Here is a 20,196-nt window from a genome sequence, read left to right as displayed (position 1 = left end):
ACAAGCCGTTCAGCGTGACGTCGGTCCAGATCCTCCACCTTCGCGACGGCCTCATCACGCTGTTCCGCGCGTACGGCGACCCCCGCGTCCTGGCGGACGTCAGCCGCTAAGCGTCCCGGTACTCGTGGTACCGCTCCCGCAGCCATGGCACCGGCTCGGCCTCGGATCGGTCCGCCTCGCAGGGACCCCACGCCGGCGGCTCGTCCGTGCCGTTCATTCCGGTCATGCCGCTGCCGCTCAGCGCCCACGCCGCCTGCATCGCGGCGCCGTCCGCGACGTACTCGGCAGCGCGCGGCACCAGCACCGGCCGGCCCAGAATCGCCGGCGCTATCGCCCGGACCGCCTCCGAGCGTGACGCGCCGCCGACCAGCAGGATGCGCTCCACCGGGACGCCGACCGCCGTCAACGCGTCGAGACCGTCGGCCAGGCCGCACAGCATGCCCTCGATATAAGCGCGGGCCAGGTGAGCAGGGGTGGAGTTGGTCAGGCGCAGGCCGTGCAGGGTGCCGGTGGCGTCCGGACGGTTCGGAGTCCGCTCGCCTTCCAGGTACGGGATCAGCGTCAGGCCGTCGGCTCCCGCCGGCGCGGACAGGGCCAGGCGCGACAACTCCCCGAGGCTCACGCCGAGCAACGCGGCGGCCGCGTCCAGCACCCGCGCGGCGTTGAGCGTGCAGACCAGCGGCAGGTACCGGCCGGTGGCGTCGGCGAAGCCCGCGACGGCGCCGGTCGGGTCGGCCGTCGGGGTGTCGCAGCACGCGAACACCGTGCCCGAGGTGCCTATCGACACCACCACGTCGCCCGGCCGCGCGCCCAGGCCCAGCGCCGCGGCCGCGTTGTCGCCGGCTCCCGCGGCGACCAGCAGCGGGTTCAGCCCGGCCGCGCCGAGCCGGATGCGCGGGGAGTTCGCCGGGGCGAAGCCGGCCGAGGGCTGCAGGATCCGCGCGGGCTCGGACGGGCCGAGCACGGTGGGCACCAGCGGCTGTCGTCCGAAGGCCAGTTCCATCAGGTCGGGGCGGTAGGCGCCGGCGGCTGCGGAGTAGTAGCCGGTGCCGGAGGCGTCGCTGCGGTCGGTGGTCAGGGTGCTGATATCGCGGCCGTCGGTCAGCTTCCAGGTCAGCCAGTCGTGCGGCAGGCAGACCGCCGCGGTGGACTTGGCGCGCGCCGGCTCGTGCTCGGCGAGCCAGCGGAGCTTGGCGACGGTCAGCGAGGCGACCGGGACGGTGCCGACGGCGTCCGCCCACGCGGCCGCCCCGCCGGCGCCGATCTCCGCGACCAGGTCGGCGGCGGCCCGCGCCGAGCGCGTGTCGTTCCACAGCAGGGCCGGACGCACCACGGCGCCCTCGTCGTCCAGGCACACCATGCCGTGCTGCTGCCCGGCGATCGTGACCGCGGCCACGTCCTCCAGCCCGCCGGCCTCGGCGACGGCCTGCCCGAGGGCCTCCCACCAGGCCGAGGGGTGGACCTCGGTGCCGTCCGGGTGCGGTGCCGAGCCCCGGCGGACCACGGCGCCGGTGGCGGCGTCGCGGATCATCACCTTGCACGACCGCGTCGCCGAATCGACGCCGGCGACCAGGGCACTACGGGTCATTGACAGGCACTCCCGGCACGACGTTGCGAATCATTCGACACGTGAACCTAGCATCGCCGCCGGGTGTGCGGCGGGGCCCCACCGCCGCGGCCACCGCCGCCGACCAGGTGTCAGTCCTCGATGATCATCGGCTACGCTGATCCACACGCGGGACGCCCACCGCCGAATCCGCCACCGAATCCGCCACCGGGAGGGTCGAGAATGACCGACGAGTCGATCAGTGAGGACGGCGGCGCGCAGCTGCCAGCCTGGACACCGCCGGACATCGACCGCAACAAGGCCCATCCCGCGCGCATCTACGACTACCTGCTCGGCGGCAAGGACAACTTCGACGTCGACCGCGAGGCCGCCGAGGTCGCGCTGAAGCTCATGCCCGAGCTGCGCGGCATGGCCCGCGTCAACCGCGCCTTCCTGGGGCGCGCCGTCCGCCACCTCGCCGAGGCCGGCATCACGCAGTTCCTCGACATCGGCACCGGCATCCCCGGCCCCGGCAACACCGGCGAGATCGCGCGCGGCATCCACCCCGGCGCCCGCGTGGTCTACGTCGACTACGACCCGATCGTCTCCGCGCACTCCCGCGCCCTGCTGGCCGGCGCCGACCCGGAGCTGACCGCGATCGTGCAGGCCGACGTCCGCGAGCCGAAGACCATCCTGGACAACGGCACCGTCCACGCCGTCCTGGACTTCGACAAGCCGGTGGCGGTCCTGATGGTGGCCGTCCTGCACTTCGTCTCCGACGCCGAGGACGCCCACGGCATCGCGGCGCAGTTCGTCGACGTCCTGGCCCCCGGCGGCGCCCTGGCGGTCTCGCACGCCTCCGAGGGCCACGTCCCCGGCAAGTTCGGCGCCGCCCGCAAGGGCTGGAACAACGCCACCTCCCAGCTGGTCCTGCGCGACCGCGAGGAGATCGCCGGCTTCTTCACCGGCACCGAGCTGCTGGAGCCCGGCGTCACGATCATCCCCGCCTGGCGCCCGGACGCCGAGCTCACCGATGAGGAGCGCTCGCTGGACTACGGGCACGCGGCGGTCGGGATCAAGCGGTAGGAGCTTTCAGGGGCGTCGGCAGGGTCGACCGGGTCGCCTGGGTCGACCGAAAGGCGAACACTTCTTCGCGAACGGGGGTTCGCGAAGCGCGGGTGCAGGGGATGCGGGTCCTGGCGGTGCGGGCCGCGAACTTGGCCGGGCCGGTGCTGGCAGGTCTCGCGCTCGGTTTCGGCGGAGCTTCGGTGGCGTTTCTGGTGGCTGGCGCGCTGTTCGGCGCGTCGCTGGTGATGCTTATGAAGCTGCGGATACCGTGTGGCGCCGCCGTCATGCCGGAGCTGGGACAAGATCTGTGGGGGTAGTTCGGCGAAAGGCTGCGATACGTCCGGCAGCACGCCGGCATGCGCCGCCTAGTGATCGTCGTAGGGCTGAGCGAGCCGTACTTCGGTGGCCCGATCACCGCCGCCGTGGTCAAGCTGGTCGCTGAGCGGCACTGATGCGGCACGGGAGCGGGGCGTTCTTCGCCTTGTGTGCCGTGGTGTGCGGGGCGGCCGTCGTGATTAGTTCCCTGCCTGAGCCGTCTGGGCGACCGACAACCGCTCCCGCGGATGCGCCCCCGACTCCAGCTCGTCCACGAACGCCACCGCGTAGTCCTCGGCGCTGATGCTGCTCGCGTTCGGCAGGAGCTCGTCGCCGATGCCGAGGCGGAAGGCGCCGGTGCGCTCGCCGGGGCCGACCTCGGGGGCGGGGGAGATGTAGGTCCAGGTCGGCAGGGTCGGGTCGGCGCGCAGGGAGTCCAGGACGGCGGCGTGCGCCAGCGCCTCGGGCTTGTACATCGCGGGGAAGTCGGGCAGGTCGCACAGGCGGGTGTCGGGGGCCGCCAGGAGGGAGCCGGCGCCGCCGACGATGACCGTGCGGGGTGCGCCGCCGTCGCGGACGCCGGACAGGAAGTCGGTGTAGAGCTGCACGAGGGGGGCGCGCGGGTCCGTGCCGTCGCGCGGTGGTACCAGGGCGGACGCCACCACGTCGGCACCCTTGACCAGCTCCGCGACCTGGCCCGGGTCGCTCGCGTCGCCGACCGCCGTGGTCACCTGGCCGGCGACGCCCTCCGGCGCGCGCCCCGACCGCGAGACCGCGGTGACGTTGTGGCCCCGGGACGCCGCCTCCGCGGCGATCCGCGAGCCCATCATGCCGGTCGCGCCGAACACCACGATGTCCACGGCAACTCCTTCTCGAACGTGTGTTCCAAAGCGCGCCCCGCGCCTCCTCAATTGGACATCGGCGCTGCTCGGGGTGCCACCGCGGTGCCACCGCGATGCGCGTCCGGTGCCGTGCGGCAGGAATATCAGGTCACGACGAACGATCGGATAATCTGGCGCCGCACGGGTAACCGAAGCCACCCCCGCCGCCACCGATCTGGGAGGGCCACACCGCATGACCGAGGAACTGGGGCCGGACACCGGTCCGCTACTGCCGGACTGGCTCCCCCCGGAGATCGACCAGACCAAGCCCCATCCGGCCCGCATGTACGACTACATGCTCGGCGGGTACCCGTGCTAATCGTACGTTACCAATGGCTTTCGAGTTTTTACAGTGGCCAGTGTGCCACTTGTGCTATTCGTTGGTAACGCTGTGACATAAATTGACCGCTGAGGGTAGCCGAACCGGCTGGCGCCACAGTCGTCGGGCGCTGGATGTGGGAGCCTTCGGACTTCATCACCGTCGACGGCTCCGAAGGCGGAACCGGTGCGGCGCCGCTGGAGTTCCAGGACGGCGTGGGCAAGCCGCTGACCGACGGGCTCATGACCGTGCACAACGCCCTGGTCGGCACCGGGCTGCGGGACCGGATCCGGATCGGCGCTAGCGGCAAGGTCGCCACCGGCATGGACATCGTCAAACGCATCGCCCAGGGCGCCGACTACACCAACTCCGCGCGGGCGATGATGATGGCCACCGGCTGCATCCAATCGCGCCTGTGCCACACCAACCGCTGCCCCGTCGGCGTGGCCACCCAGGACCCCAAGCGCGCGGGCGCTCGACGTCGCCGACAAGACCGAGCGGGTCCGCCGCTACCAGCAGAACACCGTGGCCGAGGCGCAGCAGATCATCGCCGCCATGGGTCTGCGCGAGCCGCGCGAGCTGCGCCCGGAGCACCTGCTCCGCCGCATCGACCAGAACTCGGTGCAGACCTATGCGGAGCTGTTCGACTGGCTCGAACCGGGGGAGCTGCTGGCAGACGTGCCGCAGGACTGGGCCGCGGACTGGGCCGCCGCGGACCCGGACACCTTCACGGCACGCGTCGGCTGAGCAGAAAACAAGGGTCGGATCCACCGGTGTCACATCCCGGGTCCTGGTCACGGCGCTGGGCGCCGCGGGCCTGATCGTGGGCACGTTTCTGAACTGGACCCGGAACACGCAGGGCACGCACACGTCCTAGCGTACGGTGTACCAGGGCTCCTTCGCCGGCACCAACGACATCGTCCAGTCCATCGGCGGGGCCTCGATCCTGCTCGGCCCGTTCCCGCTGCCCGGCCCGATTTCCCGGCCGCCAGCCCGCCGGAGCCAGTCGTGGCGGGAACAACGCCTCCGGCCCGGCAGCTGCCCGATGAGATCACGCTGACCGCCGACCTGGTCGCGCGTGCCATCCGCGCCGACCCCGAACATCCGCTGGTTCGCGAAGCCCTCGACCACGTGGCGTTCGAGAAGGCGCTCATCGCGGCGCAGCTGGCCACACAAGTGGACCGGATAGCTGTCGCGGCACAGGTGCTGGCCACCCTCGCCGCGTTCCACACCGCAGGACTGGGCAACGGCCACGATGACGACGGCTCCTGGCGGGCCAGCGCCGCCGCAATTGTCGAGGTGGCGCGTGGCAACGACACCTCCTACCTGCGCGGCGTCGCCGAATCGGCACTGAACGCCTGCCCAGCGGTCAGGCCAACGTGCTGACGTGGAGGCTGGACGCTGCCGTTTTCCGTGCACTTCAGGCCGCAGGCACCGACATGGAGACGTTCGGCGGCAGCCTGCACATGCTGACCGCGGCCACCGACATCCCCGGCGTCGACGCCGACTGGCTCGCCCCCGCAGCCGCCCTGATGCCCTTGACGCTGGATCACTCGGCCAGCGGCGCCGCCGCTATCCAAGCGCTCGTCGACAACGCCGGGGCGTCCGACCTTCTGGTCGGGCTGTGGACCCTGCTGCTGGCGGTCTACACCAACGTCCGTCACCCCGAACCTGTCCGGACCGGTCGACGGAACCCTCCGCTGGATGTTCGACTCCGCCTCCCGCCCCTTGGACGCCGACCCCACACGTCAGCAGCGCGCCCGCATCCTCACCGGCTTCGCTGCGGCTATGACGCTCGACCAGGACGCCCGCGAGGCCCGCAACGAAGAGCTCGGCGGTGACCTGACGGCGCTCGGAGACGGCGAGACGTGGCTGCCGGAGATGCTGTGGCTTCTCACCCTCGGCATCGGCCGCTGGGGCCGCTGGATTGACGAACAAGACGAGAAAGGAAACAGCGTCGACTGAGACGGCCGGCTGCCGTGTGTGACCTCCGGATGGCGGGCCACCGGTAGGAGGCCAGCCGTCCAGAGTCATGAGTCCGCAAAAGGGGTCTGGCCGGTCGCCTCGGGGGAACCGGCCTACGACTCCACCGCGACACCGAACCCTGGATCGAGGAGCTCGGCGACCGCGCCCAGGAGCCGCTCGGTCATGCCGAAGCGCGTGGTCAAATGGGTCTCGCCGCGTTCGAGGAGGGAACGAAGGTACAGCGACGCGGAGAACACCTCGGCGACGGCGGGGCGAAGCTGGTCATCGAGTACCGAATCGGCCGTCACCGTCGCCGTAAACGCCGTCCCGTCAAGTGAGAGCGGGCGCCAGACAGCCAGGACTCTGCGCAGCTTCGCCATCGCAGCCTCGGCGACGTCGGCGCTGAGGCTGCCGGGTGGGATGAGCGGAAGGAACACCTTGTTGGTTCCCGTCCACCGATCAGTGTCAATGTGCCTTGCCAGCATCGTGAACCACTCGTCCTGCGCGTACTGAGCCCTCTGCGCCGCATCGTCGGGCACGGTGGCTCCGTCCATCGACGCCGCGGTCCAGCATTTGCACTCGACGACAAGGAGATCACTGCCGTCCAGGAGAAACCATGCGTCAAGGTCGCGCACGGTCGGCATGGGGCACCAAGCGCCGAACGCTGAATCGTCACGCCGAGGCGTCCCCCCTAGCAGCTCCACGTCGTGTCCGATCGAGGTCAGCCAGTGGCCCGTGGCCTCAAGCAAGATTGTTTCACCGAGGAAGCCGCTGATATGGCCGGTAGTCGCTGTGTCTGCTCGCGTGTCGAAACGGCGCAACAGCGCCTCGATCCGGTAGCTCGTCATACCAGCGCATGATCCCCTGAGTATCTGACAGGCGCGTAATCGGCGCAAAGGCCACGACCGCCGCGGCTCCAGAGAACTGTCCCGATTCTGACCGGCCCACTCCGCCGGGCGCTGCGCCCCCCCGGGCGCAGCCGCATCCGAGATGAGCAGGGCGAATACCGCGTTGACCATCCACCACAGCCCAGCACCGCCGACGCGAGCTGGCATAGGGAACCGCAAGCACACCTGCCACGACCGCGAAGCATCCCGCCACCAGCGACCCATCACCGCCGCGCCGCCCCGCTCCTGCGCCGGCGCAAGAGCGGCCGCCCACGCCAGACCTGGTCAATTGCGCCGCCACTCGACGTTGTTGAGGACTCGTCGGGATGGTGGTCAGGCCGGGGATCGACGGCTGTGTGCCCAGCATCGCGGGAGACGAGGCGCGACCGCTCGGGTCAGTGCCGCTGGTATACGCCACCCAATTCCACTGAGCCGACCGCGGGCTGGTCATCGACGTGGCGGAGGTCTACATGGAGGAATCCCAGGATGCCCTCCGACGACCCCATGAACAGAGCGAGCGCAGTCTCGCCAAGGGCAATCCTGCGTCCGACCTATTGCATCGACAACATTGCCGCCGCGCTCGGCCACGCGCCATTCACAGGGTCCTACTGTGTACTCGTGCTCGCCGCGACCTCCCCCCGTGGGTCTCGGCGAGCGTCCATTTGCACTCTGCCCGGCGAAAGGCCCGACGCCAGCCCATGTCCACCCTTCTCATCGCAGCTGGCGGCGGGGGAGACGCCATCGCCGCCGCGATGCTCGCCGCAGACCCCGAGATCGTCGGCGGCACCGTGTGCGGCATCGCCACCTTCAGCTGGGATCGGCTGCTAATCGACCCCCTGCCCGGCCCCCGGACGACAGACGACTTCACCGGTCTGAAGCCGCTCGGCGACGGCGCTCACATCGTCGCCGCGGACACCCGACCGCTGCCGCCTGCGGGATCGACCCTGCCCCGCCTCGCCGCAGCGCTCCAGATCCCGCTCATCTTCCTTGATCCGAAGGCCGGCTGCGAAGGTCTCGGCAGGCAGGTCCGTGCCGCCTGCACTGCCCTCGGTGCGGCGCGCCTACTCCTGGTTGACGTCGGCGGGGACATCGTCGCCCGAGACGACGAACCGGAACTGCGAAGCCCGCTCGCCGACGGCCTGGCCGCAGCAGCCTGCGGCGGACTCGGCATTCCGGTCGATGTCGTCGTTGCCGGCCCTGGGCTGGACGGCGAGCTGGCCGCCGACGCCGTGCGCGCAGCCGCCGGCGACATCGGCGGCCAGCTCCTGGCTACCCTGAATCCTGACCACGCCCGCTGCGTCGCGGGGATCCTGGCCTGGCATCCCTCCGAAGTCACCGGCCTTCTCGCCGCAGCGGCCAACGGCGTGCGAGGCACGGTCGAGATCCGAGACAACGGCACCCCCATCACGCTGGACCACCGGTCAGCCGAGGTGTGGTCCGTTCCGCTCCGAGCACTGACCGAGCGCAGCCTGCTCATCGGTCCCCTCGCAGCCACCTCGACGCTCGTCGAGGCTGAAGCCGTCGTCAGGAGGATCTGTGGCCGCTGCGAAACAGACTACGAGCGAGCCAAAGCCGCTAGCCGCGGCGGCCGACGAACATCACGCGAAGGAATGTTCACCCTCGCGAATTTCGAGAACGCTGTCCACGGAATCGAGACCGCCAGCGCAGCCCGCGGAGCGGACTACGTCACGCTGAGACGGCTCATCGAGGTGGCCGGCGGCAGCAGCGGCAACCACGACAGGCTCCGCACCCACCTGGAACGACGCTGGCCCGATCGATATTTGGCAACGCTGTGGCGCGTCGGGCCCTAAGACGCGAACGACCTACGGCCCCGGCGCTGGGGGGCCGACAGCTGAACCCCGTCTTCGGACCGGAGCACGTGCCGAACGGCCCGCGGCCCCAGCACCCGCCGCGCGAGGAGAAGGCGTTGTCGCTCTGCTCCCTGTGCTCATGCCGGCGGCTGTGCGCTGGGCGACTACGGTCGAGAACGTACCTGCGTGAACAGGCGGTTCAAGGACTCGATCGCAGCCTCGGAGCTCGTGTAGTGGATCGTGGTGATGCCCAGCGCTTCGGCGGGAAGCAGGTTGTCTGCAACGTCGTCGACGAACACCGCCTGGGGGCCGGCCACGCCCATGCGCTGGAGGGTCATATCGTAGATCGCCGGGTCGGGCTTGCGTACCCCTGCCTGGTCGGAAAGCACGACGACGTCGAAAAGACCCAGGAGCCCGAGGTCGGCATACACGTCGTACGGCCCCCCGAAGGAGTTGGACAGCAGAGCTGTGACGACGCCTGCGGCGCGCGCGGCGGCGACATAGGCGACCATGTCTGGCTCCGGGCGCAGGTTCGCCAGCGCCCGCCGCATCAGGTCCGTCGGGTCGACGCCCAGGATCGTGCCGATGACTGCGTTCCACTCGGCTTGTGTCGCCCGGCCGATCTCGACGTCGGCGTAGACGCGGACGCCGTCTGGATGCTCAGACAGGGCACGGGTGTAGGAGCCGACGGCGAGCCCGTGCTCCTGTTCGAACGCCCGGGAGTTCAGGTGCATCGGCGTGGTCATCACCCCGCCGAAATCCATGATCAAGCCCTGGTGCGCCACCGTTCCCCCTCGATCTCCACCCCTGAAGCGGGCTGCGCCATGACGGGCTGCAGTGTTCCGCCGCACCCCACGGTAGGGACGGCCTCCTGAACGGCGAAGCCGCCTGTCCGCCCGCGTCCGTCTGGGACGGCGCCGTTAACGCTGCTGGCGCCGTGCGGGTAGACCTGTCCAGCTGACGGTCGCGGACTGCGGTCGTCAGCGTGCTCTCGCGTCCGGTACTGGTGAATCACAGCGACCACTCATCCAGACTCATGGGGAGTACGTCCGGCCGGAGGCTGACGTCGCCACACACGGCCCTGTGCAACGGGTCCAGGCCCCGCAACGGGTCAGGGTGCTCATCCGGCGCGCTTGAGGAGTCCGGCCAACGGCCTGCGATCACGTCATCCGCCCACGCCTGAACCGATGAGCACACGGACTCGCCAGCGTCAGCTGTGTCCGCAGATGCGGCTCGGCCCAGTGCCTCTGCTGCGTTCCACGACCTGTCGGCCAGCTCCGAGCACTCAGCCAGAAGCGTGTCGTTTGCCTCGTGCGAATCGTCGGTGAGATCCCAGATCACATAGGCGTTGATTGAGCTGACCCATGCGTCCAGGGCCGTCTGCAAGCCTCGGTAGGCATCGACCAGCCGGAACCGGTCTGCTCCAGGGCCGGTGAGCGCGGACTTGTAGGCGCGCATCGAGGCGCGATCGATGTCTCCCCGATCGAAACGGGCATGACAGGTGGGGCACAGCGCGATCATGTTGGCGAAGTCGTGTCTTCTGACCTGCCTCCACGGGATGATATGCGCGACCTCGACGACAACCGCCCCGCAGGCGGGGATCGGGCATCTGTGCCCGGCCTCCGGCAGAAGGTCGCGGTACAGCTGCCGCGGCACATCGGGACGTCTGACAGTCACGAACCTCAGCCTACTGATTCGCTTCGGCCCGCGGCCGTGAACCGCAGCAACCGGTGTAACCGGGGCCGACGGTCTGGGTGATCGGCTCTCGCATGCTGGCGACTCTGGGAACTCGCCGCGGCGGACAGCAGAGGCCGATGGTGTCAGGGTGCCGGGCGACGCGGTAGCTTAGGGCGCAGCTTGCCCCGCAAGCTTGTCAGGTCCGGCCCGACCTCCGGTCTGTGGCGAACTCGGCGGCCGCCGGGAGTGGGAAGCCCTACTGATCGGCATCAGTCTTCCCTGGCCAGTGTTCCCCGCCCGCTTGGCCGACGTCGACCGGTGGATCCCGCTGTGGAAACCACCCCGGCACTCTCGGCTGCGGCGCCGCCCGCCTCCAGGCTTCGCCAGCAGGTGCGCTGCTCACCGACCACCCCGCGACCAGCGCCGCGCTCGCGATCCTGCTCGGATGTAACGAACGCCATCAAGGCGCCGTCCCGGCCGGCCTGGTCGACCGGCACCCGCAGGCCGACCAGGCGCTGCACTACCCGCTCCACCCCCCCCGGTGACGGCCAGGCCCGGCCGATCCTCGTCGGCCCGCACCACGGCCGGGCCCGAAGCCAGACGTCATCACACCGCATGCAGAATAAATTCCCGCACGCGACGGGGGACAGGCACCGGACAAGCGACCGGGCGCCGTCTGAGGCAGCGCACCTGGAACCTGATGCCCGGCCGTGCCTCGTTGGCGAATCCGCACCATCACCCGTTCGGGCGAAGCAGTTGACTGCGACCTGCTCGCGATGGTCAAATCTGACCGGCTGCCGAGAAGCCGTGCCGATGCACCCCCGCCGACCAACCCGGGGCGCAGATCTTCGGCCAAGTGGCGAGGTATCACTCGGATAATCATCCGCGTGCGTCCAGGAATCCACATCCGGACCTGCCCCACGTCCTCGGTCGGCAGGATGTGCAGGAGCAGATCATGGCTAAGTCCAGCCGTAGGAAATCCGACGCCTGCGCGCGCAGCAGTGCTACCGGCGAAAGCCACCGCGAAGCCGCCCAGGCCACAGCGGTGAACGCCCCCGGTAGCCGGGTCATCCTCGACGCCATCGGCGCCCAAGCTCGGCTGGAGACCGAGCTGTGGGAACGATTCGGTCGGCCGCAGTTGGAAACCGAGCACATCTTCGGCATCCGCCGCGTCAAGCCTGGCCGTAACACGATCACCATCGAACTCGACCGGGTCGACGGCGAACCGGGGGCGGTCCTGACCCGGACCCTACTGCGCCGGATCATGGTGTGCACCGACTCCGACGGCGTCCTGTACGGCACACCGGGCATGCGCATCGCCTGGGATCGAGCACGTGGAGGACTGGCGGTGACGCTCCTGGGCACCGACGCCGACGCGCTGATCATCGGCGACTTCGACGAGGACCTGGTTGCCCGGGCATGCCAGGAAGCGGCACGCGACCGCGGGCCCGAGTTCGACTCCACCCTCGCGACGATGCCGAAGCTGCACTCAGCCGAAATCGCCGAACTGGCCGACGACTCGGACAGATGGGCAGGGCGCCCAGACCCGCTCGGCTCGCGGTTGCTGCGCCGCGCGGCCACATTCGGCACCGTCGTCACCCCGTTCGCCATCGACAGCTGGCCGACCTTCGGCTGCCCCTGCGGCGCTCCGGACTGCACCGGCCGGATGTGGGCCGTCGAAATGTTCTTCGACACCCACGAGTTCGGCGCTGAAAACCTCGACCGCCTGCTGTGCCACCGCCGGTACGGCGCCGGCCTCAGGGTCCTCGACATCCACGGCCGGCCCGGCCTGGAGGAGTACCACTACCTGGGCTCGGTCACCGAGAACTGCGAGGGGACCCTTCAGCTGCGGTTCCGGTGCTGGCCTGAACTCAAGGAAGCCGCAGCCAGGCGCAAGGCCGCCTGACCCGATCGCCGAAAGCGGTTCCCGCGCACCGAGCCACTCGGGTACCGCGGTCTCCGAAGGCCGCACTGGGGGCCGCTGGCGAGCCCTGCACGGAGCGTTAGCAGCCCAAACTCCGTCGGCACAGCACATGGTGGGAAGCCAGATAACAGGCCACTGATTGCTGCAACAACCACCGGAGACAAGCCGCGCCGCGCGTCGAGAACCCGGTCCGGGGCCTGCAGCTGCCCCAACAGAGGCAGGTACAACTACGGAGTGCGTCAGTGTGCAGACGCTACACCGAGGGAGCCACTCATGATTGAGGAACGACGGCGGTATGGTGACGAGTGCGGCGCGGCTACGGGACTCCCGCCAGCTGCGGCTGCAATCGACGGCCCTGACGGCGAGCGCCGAGGTCTGGGGGACGGCACGCACGCTCGCCACCGTCGAGGCCATGGTGGCCGCCGTGCCCGGGTCCCGGTTCCACGACCGTCCGAGTGGGACAGCTACGCCTCCGGCCTGTCGTGGTTCGCCGATGGCTCTGACGACCTGGGCTTCAGCGCCGACGTATACAGTCCCGACCACGTCCGGCTCACTATCTCGGTGCACCTGACCGCGGCCCATGTGGTCGCCGCGGTGACCGCCATCAACTCGGTCTGAGCCAGACCACCGCCTGACCCAGTGCCGCGGTGCGTGTCATGATCCTCTCGGCGACCATGACAACTGACCGCACCGTGGCCGCGCGGTGCTGCTCCGGTGTCAGTTCCTCCCCGAGGACGTTGGCAGCCGCGGGCCAGCAGCTACCTGGCCAGCTCTGAGTCTGCGCGGCCGTCCGTCTGCACTCGCAACGTCACCACCCAGTTTCCGCTGCTGTGCTCGCGCCACAGTGGAAGCGCTTTCTGTGTCGGTGGCTAGTCGCCAAAGCCGCCCGGCGCCCGCCGCGTCGGCAGGCATGTAGTTCCGCCCGCCAGCACGCTGGCACCCCCCTCGTCGGCGGCCTGCCGGGCGAGCGGCTTCGTGTGGGCCGGCTCCCCAATCAACTCTCGCCGCATCGCAAACAGGACGTGGAGAAGGCGTCTTCTGTCAGCCCCCGTGGTTCGTTACGAAGAGCGAACGGCAAACCCTCACTACGTGGGGAAACACGACGGCGCACATCGGAGGTGAATCGGTCGAGGACGGCCGCGACCCCTGGGAGGTCTTGTCCTCTCCACACCGTGGAGGTGAACCGTTCCCGGCCTGACCGGTCATCAGGCACAGCTCGTCTACTCCACGCTGTGGAGGTGAACCGGCCACCGACCGCCGCGGCGGCCACATGCGCGAGTCTTCCCCACGCTGCGGAGGTGAACCGGAGAAGGACGTCCCGATGGACCGGCTGATCAGGTCTTCTCCACGTTGTGGAGGTGAACCGTAGAGTGGGATCGTCGCCGAGCCCATCGGCTCGTACAGCTGAGTGTTGATGCGGCCGCCACTCCAGGTGAGCCGTTGGGGACGTTCAGCGGCAAAACTGGTCCTGGTCCGCCGGAAGGCCAGCAGTCGGCCTCGGCCGACGTCGCGCCTGGACAGACGAGCAACCGCGTGCAGCGCGGCAACCTTTCGAGATTGCCAGCCCGCAGCCTGGAAAAGGGCTATGGCGGCTGGAGGGATAGCCTGGTTCCACCGTCCGCATCCGAACACGTTCATGGTTGACATAGGGGGATTAAGTACTTGACCGCCATTCACATCTACTTCCTGTAGGGGCTAACACTCTGGGTAATCCATCAGGTACATGACATTAGCCAGCTATCGATGAGTACACAGCTCATTGGCCTTGACATACGAACCCTGCGATGCCTTAATCGAGATAGGGTGAACATGCGCACTGGCATGTCAATCGCCTGTGTTTCCGGACGGGGAGTTTGAGCGTGCAGTTAAACGCGCAATCGAGCATGCGTTGGTCGCGAAAAGTGGCCAAGGTCAACGGGGGTGCTTCCTCGGGGATGTCTCGCGGACCGGTGTTTGTACTTTGTTCCGCGAGATCAGGGTCGACCTTGCTGCGTTTCATTTTGGATTCGCACCCGGCGTTGACGTGTCCGCCCGAGGTCGGCCCCGGTCGCACATGCGCGTCCCTGCTTCAACTAATCGATACGTTGGCGGGCCGCGCAGATAGCGAGCGTAAGAACGAGGCCGAATCATCGACAGTTTCGACAATCGACCGGGGCGCCGCCGAGACTATCCGCAGGGTAATCGACGGCCAATACGGGGACTACGCACGCCGTCACGGCAAGGGTCGATGGTGCGACAAGTCGCTTGACAATGCGGCGTTTGGTTCCCTCCTGGCTCAAGTGTTTCCCGATGCCAAGTTCATATGCCTCTACCGTCAATGCATGGACGTAATCGACTCAGGGCTCGAAGCGAGTCCTTGGGGTCTATCAAGTTTTGGGTTTGCACCGCATGCCGCCGAGTTCCCCGGTAACAGCGTGGCCGCGATCGGGCACTATTGGCTGTTCACAACTCAGACGATCCGTGAGTTCGAGGAATCGCATCGTGAACGCTGCATGCGTGTGAGGTACGAGGATCTAGTATCAGATCCGGAATTGATCGCGAACTCTGTGTTCAATTTTCTTGGAGAATCACCCATCTCCGGTATTGCTGACCTGTGCCTGAACACCGAGCACGATTCGCACGGCGCCGGCGACCAGAAGATTTGGTTCACCGACAAGATCTCTACCGCATCTGTCGGACGCGGCGAGCGGGTCCCGGTCATGGCTATTCCGCCACCGCTGCTCGACGGAATCAACCTGGTTCTAACCGATCTCGGCTACCCACAGGTCGGTCATCGTGGCGAAGGCGAGTCAGGGCACGGCAGTGATGCCACACCTAGTCCAGATCTTGAGGTGGCGGCAGCGATTCGCGACCGCCTTGTGACCTCCTCCGAAGCGAAGCGCGCCGATGTACTACGTCGCTGGCCGACCCTAAGAGCTGCTGACATTACTATCAAGATTGGAGAAACCTGGGCCGAGTCAGCAGCCATTACCTGGCGTTTCCCTTCCGAAGAGCAGAACCTCGCTGATTCCGAATCTATAAGTGATACGCCAGAAACGAAGCTCAGAGTCTTGGCCAGCGCGGCAGTCTGGCGAGCGTTACTTGCAGGCGAATCGAATCTAGCGATCGACCTTGTGGCCGGAAGGGTACGCTGCGACTTCGCCGACGAGCGTACGCAGTTACGTGAACCAGCTCTGCTGGCGCTCTGCGTGCTTTTGGGCATTGCGCGTATCGGCGCTATTCCGGAATCCGACCTGGTGGCATACCAGCCGCCTTCCACGGTAGCCAATGGCGGCAAGCTGACGCCAAAGTAGTTAAGGTATAGAGAAGGAGGAAGCAGATATGCGCTTCAGACGGCTGATGACTATGACCGTTGGGGCTGCTACAGCAACCGCCGCCGCCATTCCGGCAGCTGCTGAAAGCGGTAGCAGTACACAGCGCACTGCAACGTCATCCACAACCACGGTCCACGCGGTCAGCGCGCAACAGGCGAGACAGCGCATCAACGCCGCGTTGGCTCACCGGACGGCAACTTCACCGCGGCCGGTGTTCGTTCCATCTGCTGGATCATCGGCGGTAAGGCCGGCTAACAGCGGTGGCGGGGACGGGAACGTTCCTATTGGATGCGACGGTCGCTGGTACATCTTTGGCGGCGGGGGCGGGCTGGCAGGAGCCCAGACTTCCCTGAACTGTCACGAGGACGGCCAACGGGCCTTTGCGCAAGCGATACTCAAGCGCAAGCGGTGGTTCGGGTGGAGCACCTTGGCCACGGCTAAGTCCACCAGCACTCACGGTGGTTTGGCGATTGCGCTTGCAGAGTGGAACTGTGCTGGCGCGGGCACATACTCCTACATGAACTCATTCTCTGCTGTGACCTCCTACGGGGGCTACTCGGGGACGATCACCTCGCGGTTCGCATGTTGACACCGAACGTCCCATGAACGAGATCGTCCTTCCCCACTCTGGCTGGCGCTTCATCGAGTGCCAGCCAGAAGGCGAGCCTCTGCTTCAGCGAGATCCGGCCGCACGTCAGTGGAGCGTCCCTACAACAGCTCCGCAGGTTGCCCACGGAATCGGTGGAGCATACAGCGAAACAGCAAAGGCAGGGGACTATTTTCTGTTTCTATGGGGATTTGCGGCAGGCGAGGTCCGGGTGGTCGCCGCAAACTGGCTGGGTCGAGAAGAGCAGCTCCAAGTGTACCGGGCAGGTCAGCAATTCTGGGTCGTAGAAGTAGCGCGGCATGTTCGATACTTCAAGGTTAGCGTTAGCGGATCTCCGTTGGAGAAGTATGCTCCACCGTTATTGCAAACAATGATGATTGGAAGTAAACGAGCTCGGCGTCGAATTTATCGAAAAGCGGGATTTAAGGTTCGCCGATGGGAAGGGTGACTGGTACTCGTCGATATTACTTCACCACTGCGCTATTCACCGCCTTGGTGGCGATTGCAGGATGCGGAAATGCCAGCAAGTCTCAACGCCTCAATGACTACGACTTTGCATTCAAAATATACACCGAAGCATCGGGTGTGCAGGAGACTCACATTTACGCCGCAGTCGATTCAGGCGGTCGTATCCAGCGCGTCACTTCCATTACGCGACAGGCTTCAGGCGATCCGATATTCGAGGCTGTATGGACTTCCGACAAGCGCGGTGTCGAGACTGTTCGAGACTGGGAGTCCTGCTCTCAGCAGGACCAGAAAATGCCAGAGTCGATGCCGACGACCTTGAACGATCTTGAGGCTAGCGTGCTGGGACCCCAAAACCCCCCGTCGGATGCTTCTCATATTGCAAGTGATACATGGAGGGTGGCTCGAGGCTTGGCCACTATCACAGTCCATCAGACGGGGCCAGCCATCACTGACCGGGTTGTCACCGTCAGTAACGGCAACAATGTGGGTTCTACAATTTCGAGTGCCTCATTGACGTCCGTCCCAGCCCTCCCTGCGCTTGCCGCTGACTGGAATTCATGTGTCGCGCGGGGTGGCGCAAAGTCGTGAACGAGAACGGGGAAGCCGGTATCGACGCTCCAATTATCATCGTGAGTCACGCTCGATCAGGCGTCGCGTACCTGCTTGACGAATTGAGTCATGACACCAGTGTTACCTGGTTGGAGGGTGTCAATGTCCCGCGACTAAGTGCCGAACTTATCCAAACGTGGCAACATCTCGAGTCGTCGAACCCTCCCGACTTCTCCACCCTTGCTGCTTCGGCAACGAAATCGACGATAAATATCATGCTAACTACGCATTTGGCTCGCGTTGGCGCGAAGCGATGGGGCTGCGCGGTAATCGGCACGCCGAAAGCAGCAGAGGTGTTCGCGCGTCTTTACCCCCAGGCTACGTTTATCTGCATGTATAGAGATTGTGTAGACATGATCTACTCGATTCTTGCTGATAGTCCCTGGGGGCTTAGTGACAGCGGCTTTGAGGCATTCGCCGCCGCTTATCCCGGTAACAGCGTTGCCGCGCTTGCCGACTACTGGGCGGCAACGGTGTCACAGATGTTACAGTTTGAGCATAGGCACCGACTGCGAAGCCTACGGCTGCGATACGAGGAATTGATAGGTCAACGCTCTGCAACGCTGAAGGCGGCTCGCTTCCATGCTGGCCTTAGTGAAGGACTGGCTCTATCGAGAAACATCGGCGGTGAATTGAACTTATTGCCGCCTCACATGACAGTGGGCTGCGGATCCGTTGTGCCTGTAGCGTCGATACCGGATCATATGTTTCGCAGGATTGATGAACTGCTAGTCGAACTCGATTACTCCGGCCTTGTGAGGTGACGACTAGTCAAGATTATCCCGTTCGCTCATCGGTAACAGCCGCAACGCGGCGAAGGCGTTGGTCACGGCGAGATAGGTCAGACGCAGCAGCACAAGCGGCCATCACGCCCGAGACTTCGCCGAGACCACAGCACGAGCTTCGATGCCGGGTCAACGACCTCCAAACCAAATCCGCGTCTGGTGTCGACCTGGCACGGAAGAGGTATTCGGCAGGCGCAAGCCCACTCAATGCCGCATGAACCCCCGAAGCATCAACGTGGCGCTGTACTAGTGCTGGAAGAGGTGAGGGGCCGTCCAGCAGCGGGCTGTGGATCCTCTTCAGCGTCTGGTCGAAGAACGCCGTCACGTACTCGCGCGTGATCACGATTCCACGTTCGGGGTCCAGGGGCGGCGTCGGGAACCCGGCCTCCTCCTCGAGCAGGTCCACGTCGGTGAAGCTGGGGTGGTCGGCGCCGGTGACCGCCAGCCACTTCCTGTAGCCGCCGAGGGCGGCCCAGGCCTGCCCCCATGTGGCGTCGCCACCGCCGACCGAGTGTACGCCGGCCCTGCCCAGCATGAGGAACGGCCGGTTGATCTGGCCGGGCGTCGGGACCGGGTAGAAGGAGCCGTCCATGTCCACCCCGGCCGGGTAGGCCATCGTGACGGTCAGTTGGCGGGGGCCGGATGATGGCACCCACGGATCGAGACGGCTCCAGTCGGTGAGGTGGATGACGTCCTCGCCGGCGGCGTAGGGGCCGGTCGGCGCGGGGAGCGTGCCCTGGAAGGACCGTGTGGGCGCGGTGGCCGTGGTCGGTGCGGTCGCGTACGCGTGCGTGGCCACCGGTGCGGCCGACGGTGTGGTCGTGGCGGCGAACCCAGCGCCGGTCCCGGTGGCGAGGGTGGAGAGCGCCAGGACTGTCACAGCACTGATACGGCGATTGCGATTCATGGGATCGACGCTAGGTTCCACGCCCCCGCTTTCGAATCAGCCTACAGATGTCAATGATCTGCGGCGCGTCGGCCCCGGGGAGTACCGGAGCCGTCCGGAGTCATCGGCCGGGATTATGCGACCCGCCAGCTGACCGGCAGCCCCCGAAGGATCAACGCGGCGCTGCACTAACCCCTGCGGACTCCTGCTCGCGAAGAAGTGCTCGCCTTTCGAAGCAGGGTGCCGTGCCGCGTCGGTCAGCGTTTGAAGCCGACCGCCGCCTGGCCGTAGTCCAGTGACCGCCCCTCGTCCGTGAGCTCGTCATCAGGCCGCCAGGCCGGGATGATCACCACGCCCGGGTCCAGCAGCTCGGTGCCCTCGAAGAACCGCTCGATCTCGCCGCGGTCGCGCAGCACCAGTTGGGACGTGGCATTTTTCCAGCCGGAGCGTGCCGCCACGGACTTGCCGAGCTCGTGCCCCTCGGAGGCGTGCGAAACCACCAAGGCGCTGCCCGGGGCCAGAGCGTCGACGAACTGCGCGACGATCCCGTGCGCGTCCTCGGCATCGGAGACGAAGTGCAGCAACGCCACCATCAGCACGGCGATGGGCTTGTCGAAGTCCAGAACGGTGTGAACGTTCCCATTGTCCAGAATGGTCTTCGGCTCGCGGACGTCGGCCTGGACGACCGCGGTCAGCGCCGAGTCGGCTCCGGCCAGCAATGCGCGGGAATGCGCGGAGACCATCGGGTCGTAGTCGACATAGACCACACGGGCCTCGGGCTGCACGGCCCTCGCCACCTCCCCGGTGTTACCAGGGCCCGGGATACCCGTCCCGATGTCCAGGAACTGCGTGATACCGGCCTCGGCGAGATGGCGGACCGCACGGCCCAGGAACGCACGGTTGGCCCGGGCCATCCCGCGCAGCTCCGGCATCAGACCCAAGGCGACCTCGGCTGCCTCGCGATCGACGTCGAAATTGTCCTTGCCGCCGAGCAGGTAGTCATAGATGCGCGCCGGGTGGGCCTTGGTGCGGTCGATCTCCGGCGGGTCCCAGTCCGGCAGAAGCGGTCCGGCCTCTGGACCCAGTTCCTCGGTCATGCGGTGTGGCCTCCCTGGGGTGGCGGCGGGGTGGCGG

The 20,196-nt window shown here is 67.0% G+C and carries 18 protein-coding genes and 1 pseudogene; 11 read left to right on the top strand and 8 right to left on the bottom strand.

Annotated features, from left to right (window positions below; all coding sequences use genetic code 11):
• Positions 1-106: 106 nt before the first annotated feature.
• A complete protein-coding gene (gene xylB / locus GWK61_RS31345) occupies positions 107-1,588 on the bottom strand; it encodes a xylulokinase (protein WP_194915150.1) in 1,482 nt (493 codons plus the stop codon).
• Positions 1,589-1,789: 201 nt separating this feature from the next.
• Between xylB and GWK61_RS31340 the strand changes: the two genes are divergently transcribed.
• Complete coding sequence (locus GWK61_RS31340; protein WP_194915144.1) at positions 1,790-2,632, top strand: SAM-dependent methyltransferase; 843 nt, start codon at positions 1,790-1,792, stop codon at positions 2,630-2,632.
• Between the two features lie 101 nt (positions 2,633-2,733).
• Entirely contained in the window at positions 2,734-2,931 is a 198-nt protein-coding gene (locus GWK61_RS31335) for a hypothetical protein (RefSeq protein WP_194915142.1), read from the top strand.
• A 198-nt stretch (positions 2,932-3,129) separates the two neighbouring features.
• On the opposite strand, the gene GWK61_RS31330 is transcribed toward GWK61_RS31335, so the two are convergent.
• Positions 3,130-3,789: an NAD(P)-dependent oxidoreductase gene (locus GWK61_RS31330; RefSeq protein WP_194915140.1), complete on the bottom strand. Its 660-nt coding sequence runs from the start codon at positions 3,787-3,789 to the stop codon at positions 3,130-3,132.
• A 214-nt stretch (positions 3,790-4,003) separates the two neighbouring features.
• Between GWK61_RS31330 and GWK61_RS31325 the strand changes: the two genes are divergently transcribed.
• The 4 genes and pseudogenes from GWK61_RS31325 to GWK61_RS31310 all read left to right on the top strand — a co-directional run bounded on the left by GWK61_RS31325 (position 4,004) and on the right by GWK61_RS31310 (position 6,094).
• Positions 4,004-4,129 carry an SAM-dependent methyltransferase gene (locus GWK61_RS31325; protein ID WP_228563233.1) on the top strand — a complete coding sequence of 42 codons (126 nt, stop codon included), beginning with the start codon at positions 4,004-4,006 and terminating at the stop codon, positions 4,127-4,129.
• 149 nt (positions 4,130-4,278) lie between these two features.
• Positions 4,279-4,876: pseudogene (locus GWK61_RS60950) on the top strand (glutamate synthase-related protein); the annotation flags it as partial.
• A 261-nt stretch (positions 4,877-5,137) separates the two neighbouring features.
• Positions 5,138-5,515: a hypothetical protein gene (locus GWK61_RS31315; RefSeq protein WP_194915137.1), complete on the top strand. Its 378-nt coding sequence runs from the start codon at positions 5,138-5,140 to the stop codon at positions 5,513-5,515.
• 318 nt (positions 5,516-5,833) lie between these two features.
• Positions 5,834-6,094 (top strand): hypothetical protein, encoded by a 261-nt coding sequence (locus tag GWK61_RS31310; protein ID WP_194915135.1) that lies wholly within the window; start codon positions 5,834-5,836, stop codon positions 6,092-6,094.
• 113 nt (positions 6,095-6,207) lie between these two features.
• On the opposite strand, the gene GWK61_RS31305 is transcribed toward GWK61_RS31310, so the two are convergent.
• The gene (locus GWK61_RS31305; RefSeq protein WP_194915133.1) at positions 6,208-6,942 is read right to left on the bottom strand and encodes a hypothetical protein; all 735 of its coding nucleotides are present in this window, start codon (positions 6,940-6,942) and stop codon (positions 6,208-6,210) included.
• 509 nt (positions 6,943-7,451) lie between these two features.
• Here GWK61_RS31305 and GWK61_RS31300 point away from each other — a divergent pair.
• The gene (locus tag GWK61_RS31300) at positions 7,452-8,792 is read left to right on the top strand and encodes a DUF1152 domain-containing protein (RefSeq protein WP_194915131.1); all 1,341 of its coding nucleotides are present in this window, start codon (positions 7,452-7,454) and stop codon (positions 8,790-8,792) included.
• Between the two features lie 164 nt (positions 8,793-8,956).
• On the opposite strand, the gene GWK61_RS31295 is transcribed toward GWK61_RS31300, so the two are convergent.
• The 3 genes from GWK61_RS31295 to GWK61_RS31285 all read right to left on the bottom strand — a co-directional run bounded on the left by GWK61_RS31295 (position 8,957) and on the right by GWK61_RS31285 (position 10,990).
• Positions 8,957-9,577, bottom strand: a complete 621-nt coding sequence (locus GWK61_RS31295; protein ID WP_323747836.1) for an HAD-IA family hydrolase — start codon at positions 9,575-9,577, stop codon at positions 8,957-8,959.
• 226 nt (positions 9,578-9,803) lie between these two features.
• On the bottom strand, positions 9,804-10,469 hold the full coding sequence (locus tag GWK61_RS31290) for an HNH endonuclease (RefSeq protein WP_194915126.1): 666 nt from the start codon (positions 10,467-10,469) through the stop codon (positions 9,804-9,806).
• A 269-nt stretch (positions 10,470-10,738) separates the two neighbouring features.
• The gene (locus tag GWK61_RS31285) at positions 10,739-10,990 is read right to left on the bottom strand and encodes a hypothetical protein (RefSeq protein ID WP_194915124.1); all 252 of its coding nucleotides are present in this window, start codon (positions 10,988-10,990) and stop codon (positions 10,739-10,741) included.
• A 434-nt stretch (positions 10,991-11,424) separates the two neighbouring features.
• On the opposite strand from GWK61_RS31285, the gene GWK61_RS31280 reads away from it, so the two are divergent.
• The 4 genes from GWK61_RS31280 (at position 11,425) to GWK61_RS31265 (ending at position 18,155) form a co-directional block, all read left to right on the top strand.
• Positions 11,425-12,375 carry a hypothetical protein gene (locus tag GWK61_RS31280; protein ID WP_194915123.1) on the top strand — a complete coding sequence of 317 codons (951 nt, stop codon included), beginning with the start codon at positions 11,425-11,427 and terminating at the stop codon, positions 12,373-12,375.
• A 291-nt stretch (positions 12,376-12,666) separates the two neighbouring features.
• Complete coding sequence (locus GWK61_RS31275) at positions 12,667-13,011, top strand: hypothetical protein (RefSeq protein WP_194915121.1); 345 nt, start codon at positions 12,667-12,669, stop codon at positions 13,009-13,011.
• 1,265 nt (positions 13,012-14,276) lie between these two features.
• Positions 14,277-15,686 (top strand): sulfotransferase family protein, encoded by a 1,410-nt coding sequence (locus tag GWK61_RS31270; protein WP_323747838.1) that lies wholly within the window; start codon positions 14,277-14,279, stop codon positions 15,684-15,686.
• A 1,680-nt stretch (positions 15,687-17,366) separates the two neighbouring features.
• On the top strand, positions 17,367-18,155 hold the full coding sequence (locus GWK61_RS31265) for a sulfotransferase (RefSeq protein ID WP_194915118.1): 789 nt from the start codon (positions 17,367-17,369) through the stop codon (positions 18,153-18,155).
• A gap of 13 nt (positions 18,156-18,168) precedes the next feature.
• On the opposite strand, the gene GWK61_RS31260 is transcribed toward GWK61_RS31265, so the two are convergent.
• The gene (locus GWK61_RS31260; protein WP_228563230.1) at positions 18,169-19,083 is read right to left on the bottom strand and encodes a hypothetical protein; all 915 of its coding nucleotides are present in this window, start codon (positions 19,081-19,083) and stop codon (positions 18,169-18,171) included.
• A 236-nt stretch (positions 19,084-19,319) separates the two neighbouring features.
• Positions 19,320-20,159 (bottom strand): SAM-dependent methyltransferase, encoded by an 840-nt coding sequence (locus GWK61_RS31255; protein WP_194915116.1) that lies wholly within the window; start codon positions 20,157-20,159, stop codon positions 19,320-19,322.
• Positions 20,160-20,196 lie beyond the last annotated feature (37 nt).

Origin of the sequence: Catenulispora rubra, assembly GCF_015356825.1 — a bacterium.
GTDB classification, from domain to species: domain Bacteria; phylum Actinomycetota; class Actinomycetes; order Streptomycetales; family Catenulisporaceae; genus Catenulispora; species Catenulispora rubra.
The sequence above is the reverse complement of the archived record's forward strand: the minus strand, read 5'-3'. Positions and strand labels throughout refer to the sequence as shown.

Excerpts from the sequence above, each read along its gene's own strand:
- xylB (WP_194915150.1), bottom strand. The coding sequence starts at position 1,588 with ATGACCCGTAGTGCCCTGGTCGCCGGCGTCGATTCGGCGACGCGGTCG.
- GWK61_RS31340 (WP_194915144.1), top strand. The coding sequence starts at position 1,790 with ATGACCGACGAGTCGATCAGTGAGGACGGCGGCGCGCAGCTGCCAGCC.
- GWK61_RS31335 (WP_194915142.1), top strand. The coding sequence starts at position 2,734 with ATGCGGGTCCTGGCGGTGCGGGCCGCGAACTTGGCCGGGCCGGTGCTG.
- GWK61_RS31325 (WP_228563233.1), top strand. The coding sequence starts at position 4,004 with ATGACCGAGGAACTGGGGCCGGACACCGGTCCGCTACTGCCGGACTGG.
- GWK61_RS31310 (WP_194915135.1), top strand. The coding sequence starts at position 5,834 with ATGTTCGACTCCGCCTCCCGCCCCTTGGACGCCGACCCCACACGTCAG.
- GWK61_RS31305 (WP_194915133.1), bottom strand. The coding sequence starts at position 6,942 with ATGACGAGCTACCGGATCGAGGCGCTGTTGCGCCGTTTCGACACGCGA.
- GWK61_RS31300 (WP_194915131.1), top strand. The coding sequence starts at position 7,452 with ATGGAGGAATCCCAGGATGCCCTCCGACGACCCCATGAACAGAGCGAG.
- GWK61_RS31280 (WP_194915123.1), top strand. The coding sequence starts at position 11,425 with ATGGCTAAGTCCAGCCGTAGGAAATCCGACGCCTGCGCGCGCAGCAGT.
- GWK61_RS31275 (WP_194915121.1), top strand. The coding sequence starts at position 12,667 with ATGATTGAGGAACGACGGCGGTATGGTGACGAGTGCGGCGCGGCTACG.
- GWK61_RS31270 (WP_323747838.1), top strand. The coding sequence starts at position 14,277 with ATGCGTTGGTCGCGAAAAGTGGCCAAGGTCAACGGGGGTGCTTCCTCG.
- GWK61_RS31260 (WP_228563230.1), bottom strand. The coding sequence starts at position 19,083 with ATGAATCGCAATCGCCGTATCAGTGCTGTGACAGTCCTGGCGCTCTCC.
- GWK61_RS31255 (WP_194915116.1), bottom strand. The coding sequence starts at position 20,159 with ATGACCGAGGAACTGGGTCCAGAGGCCGGACCGCTTCTGCCGGACTGG.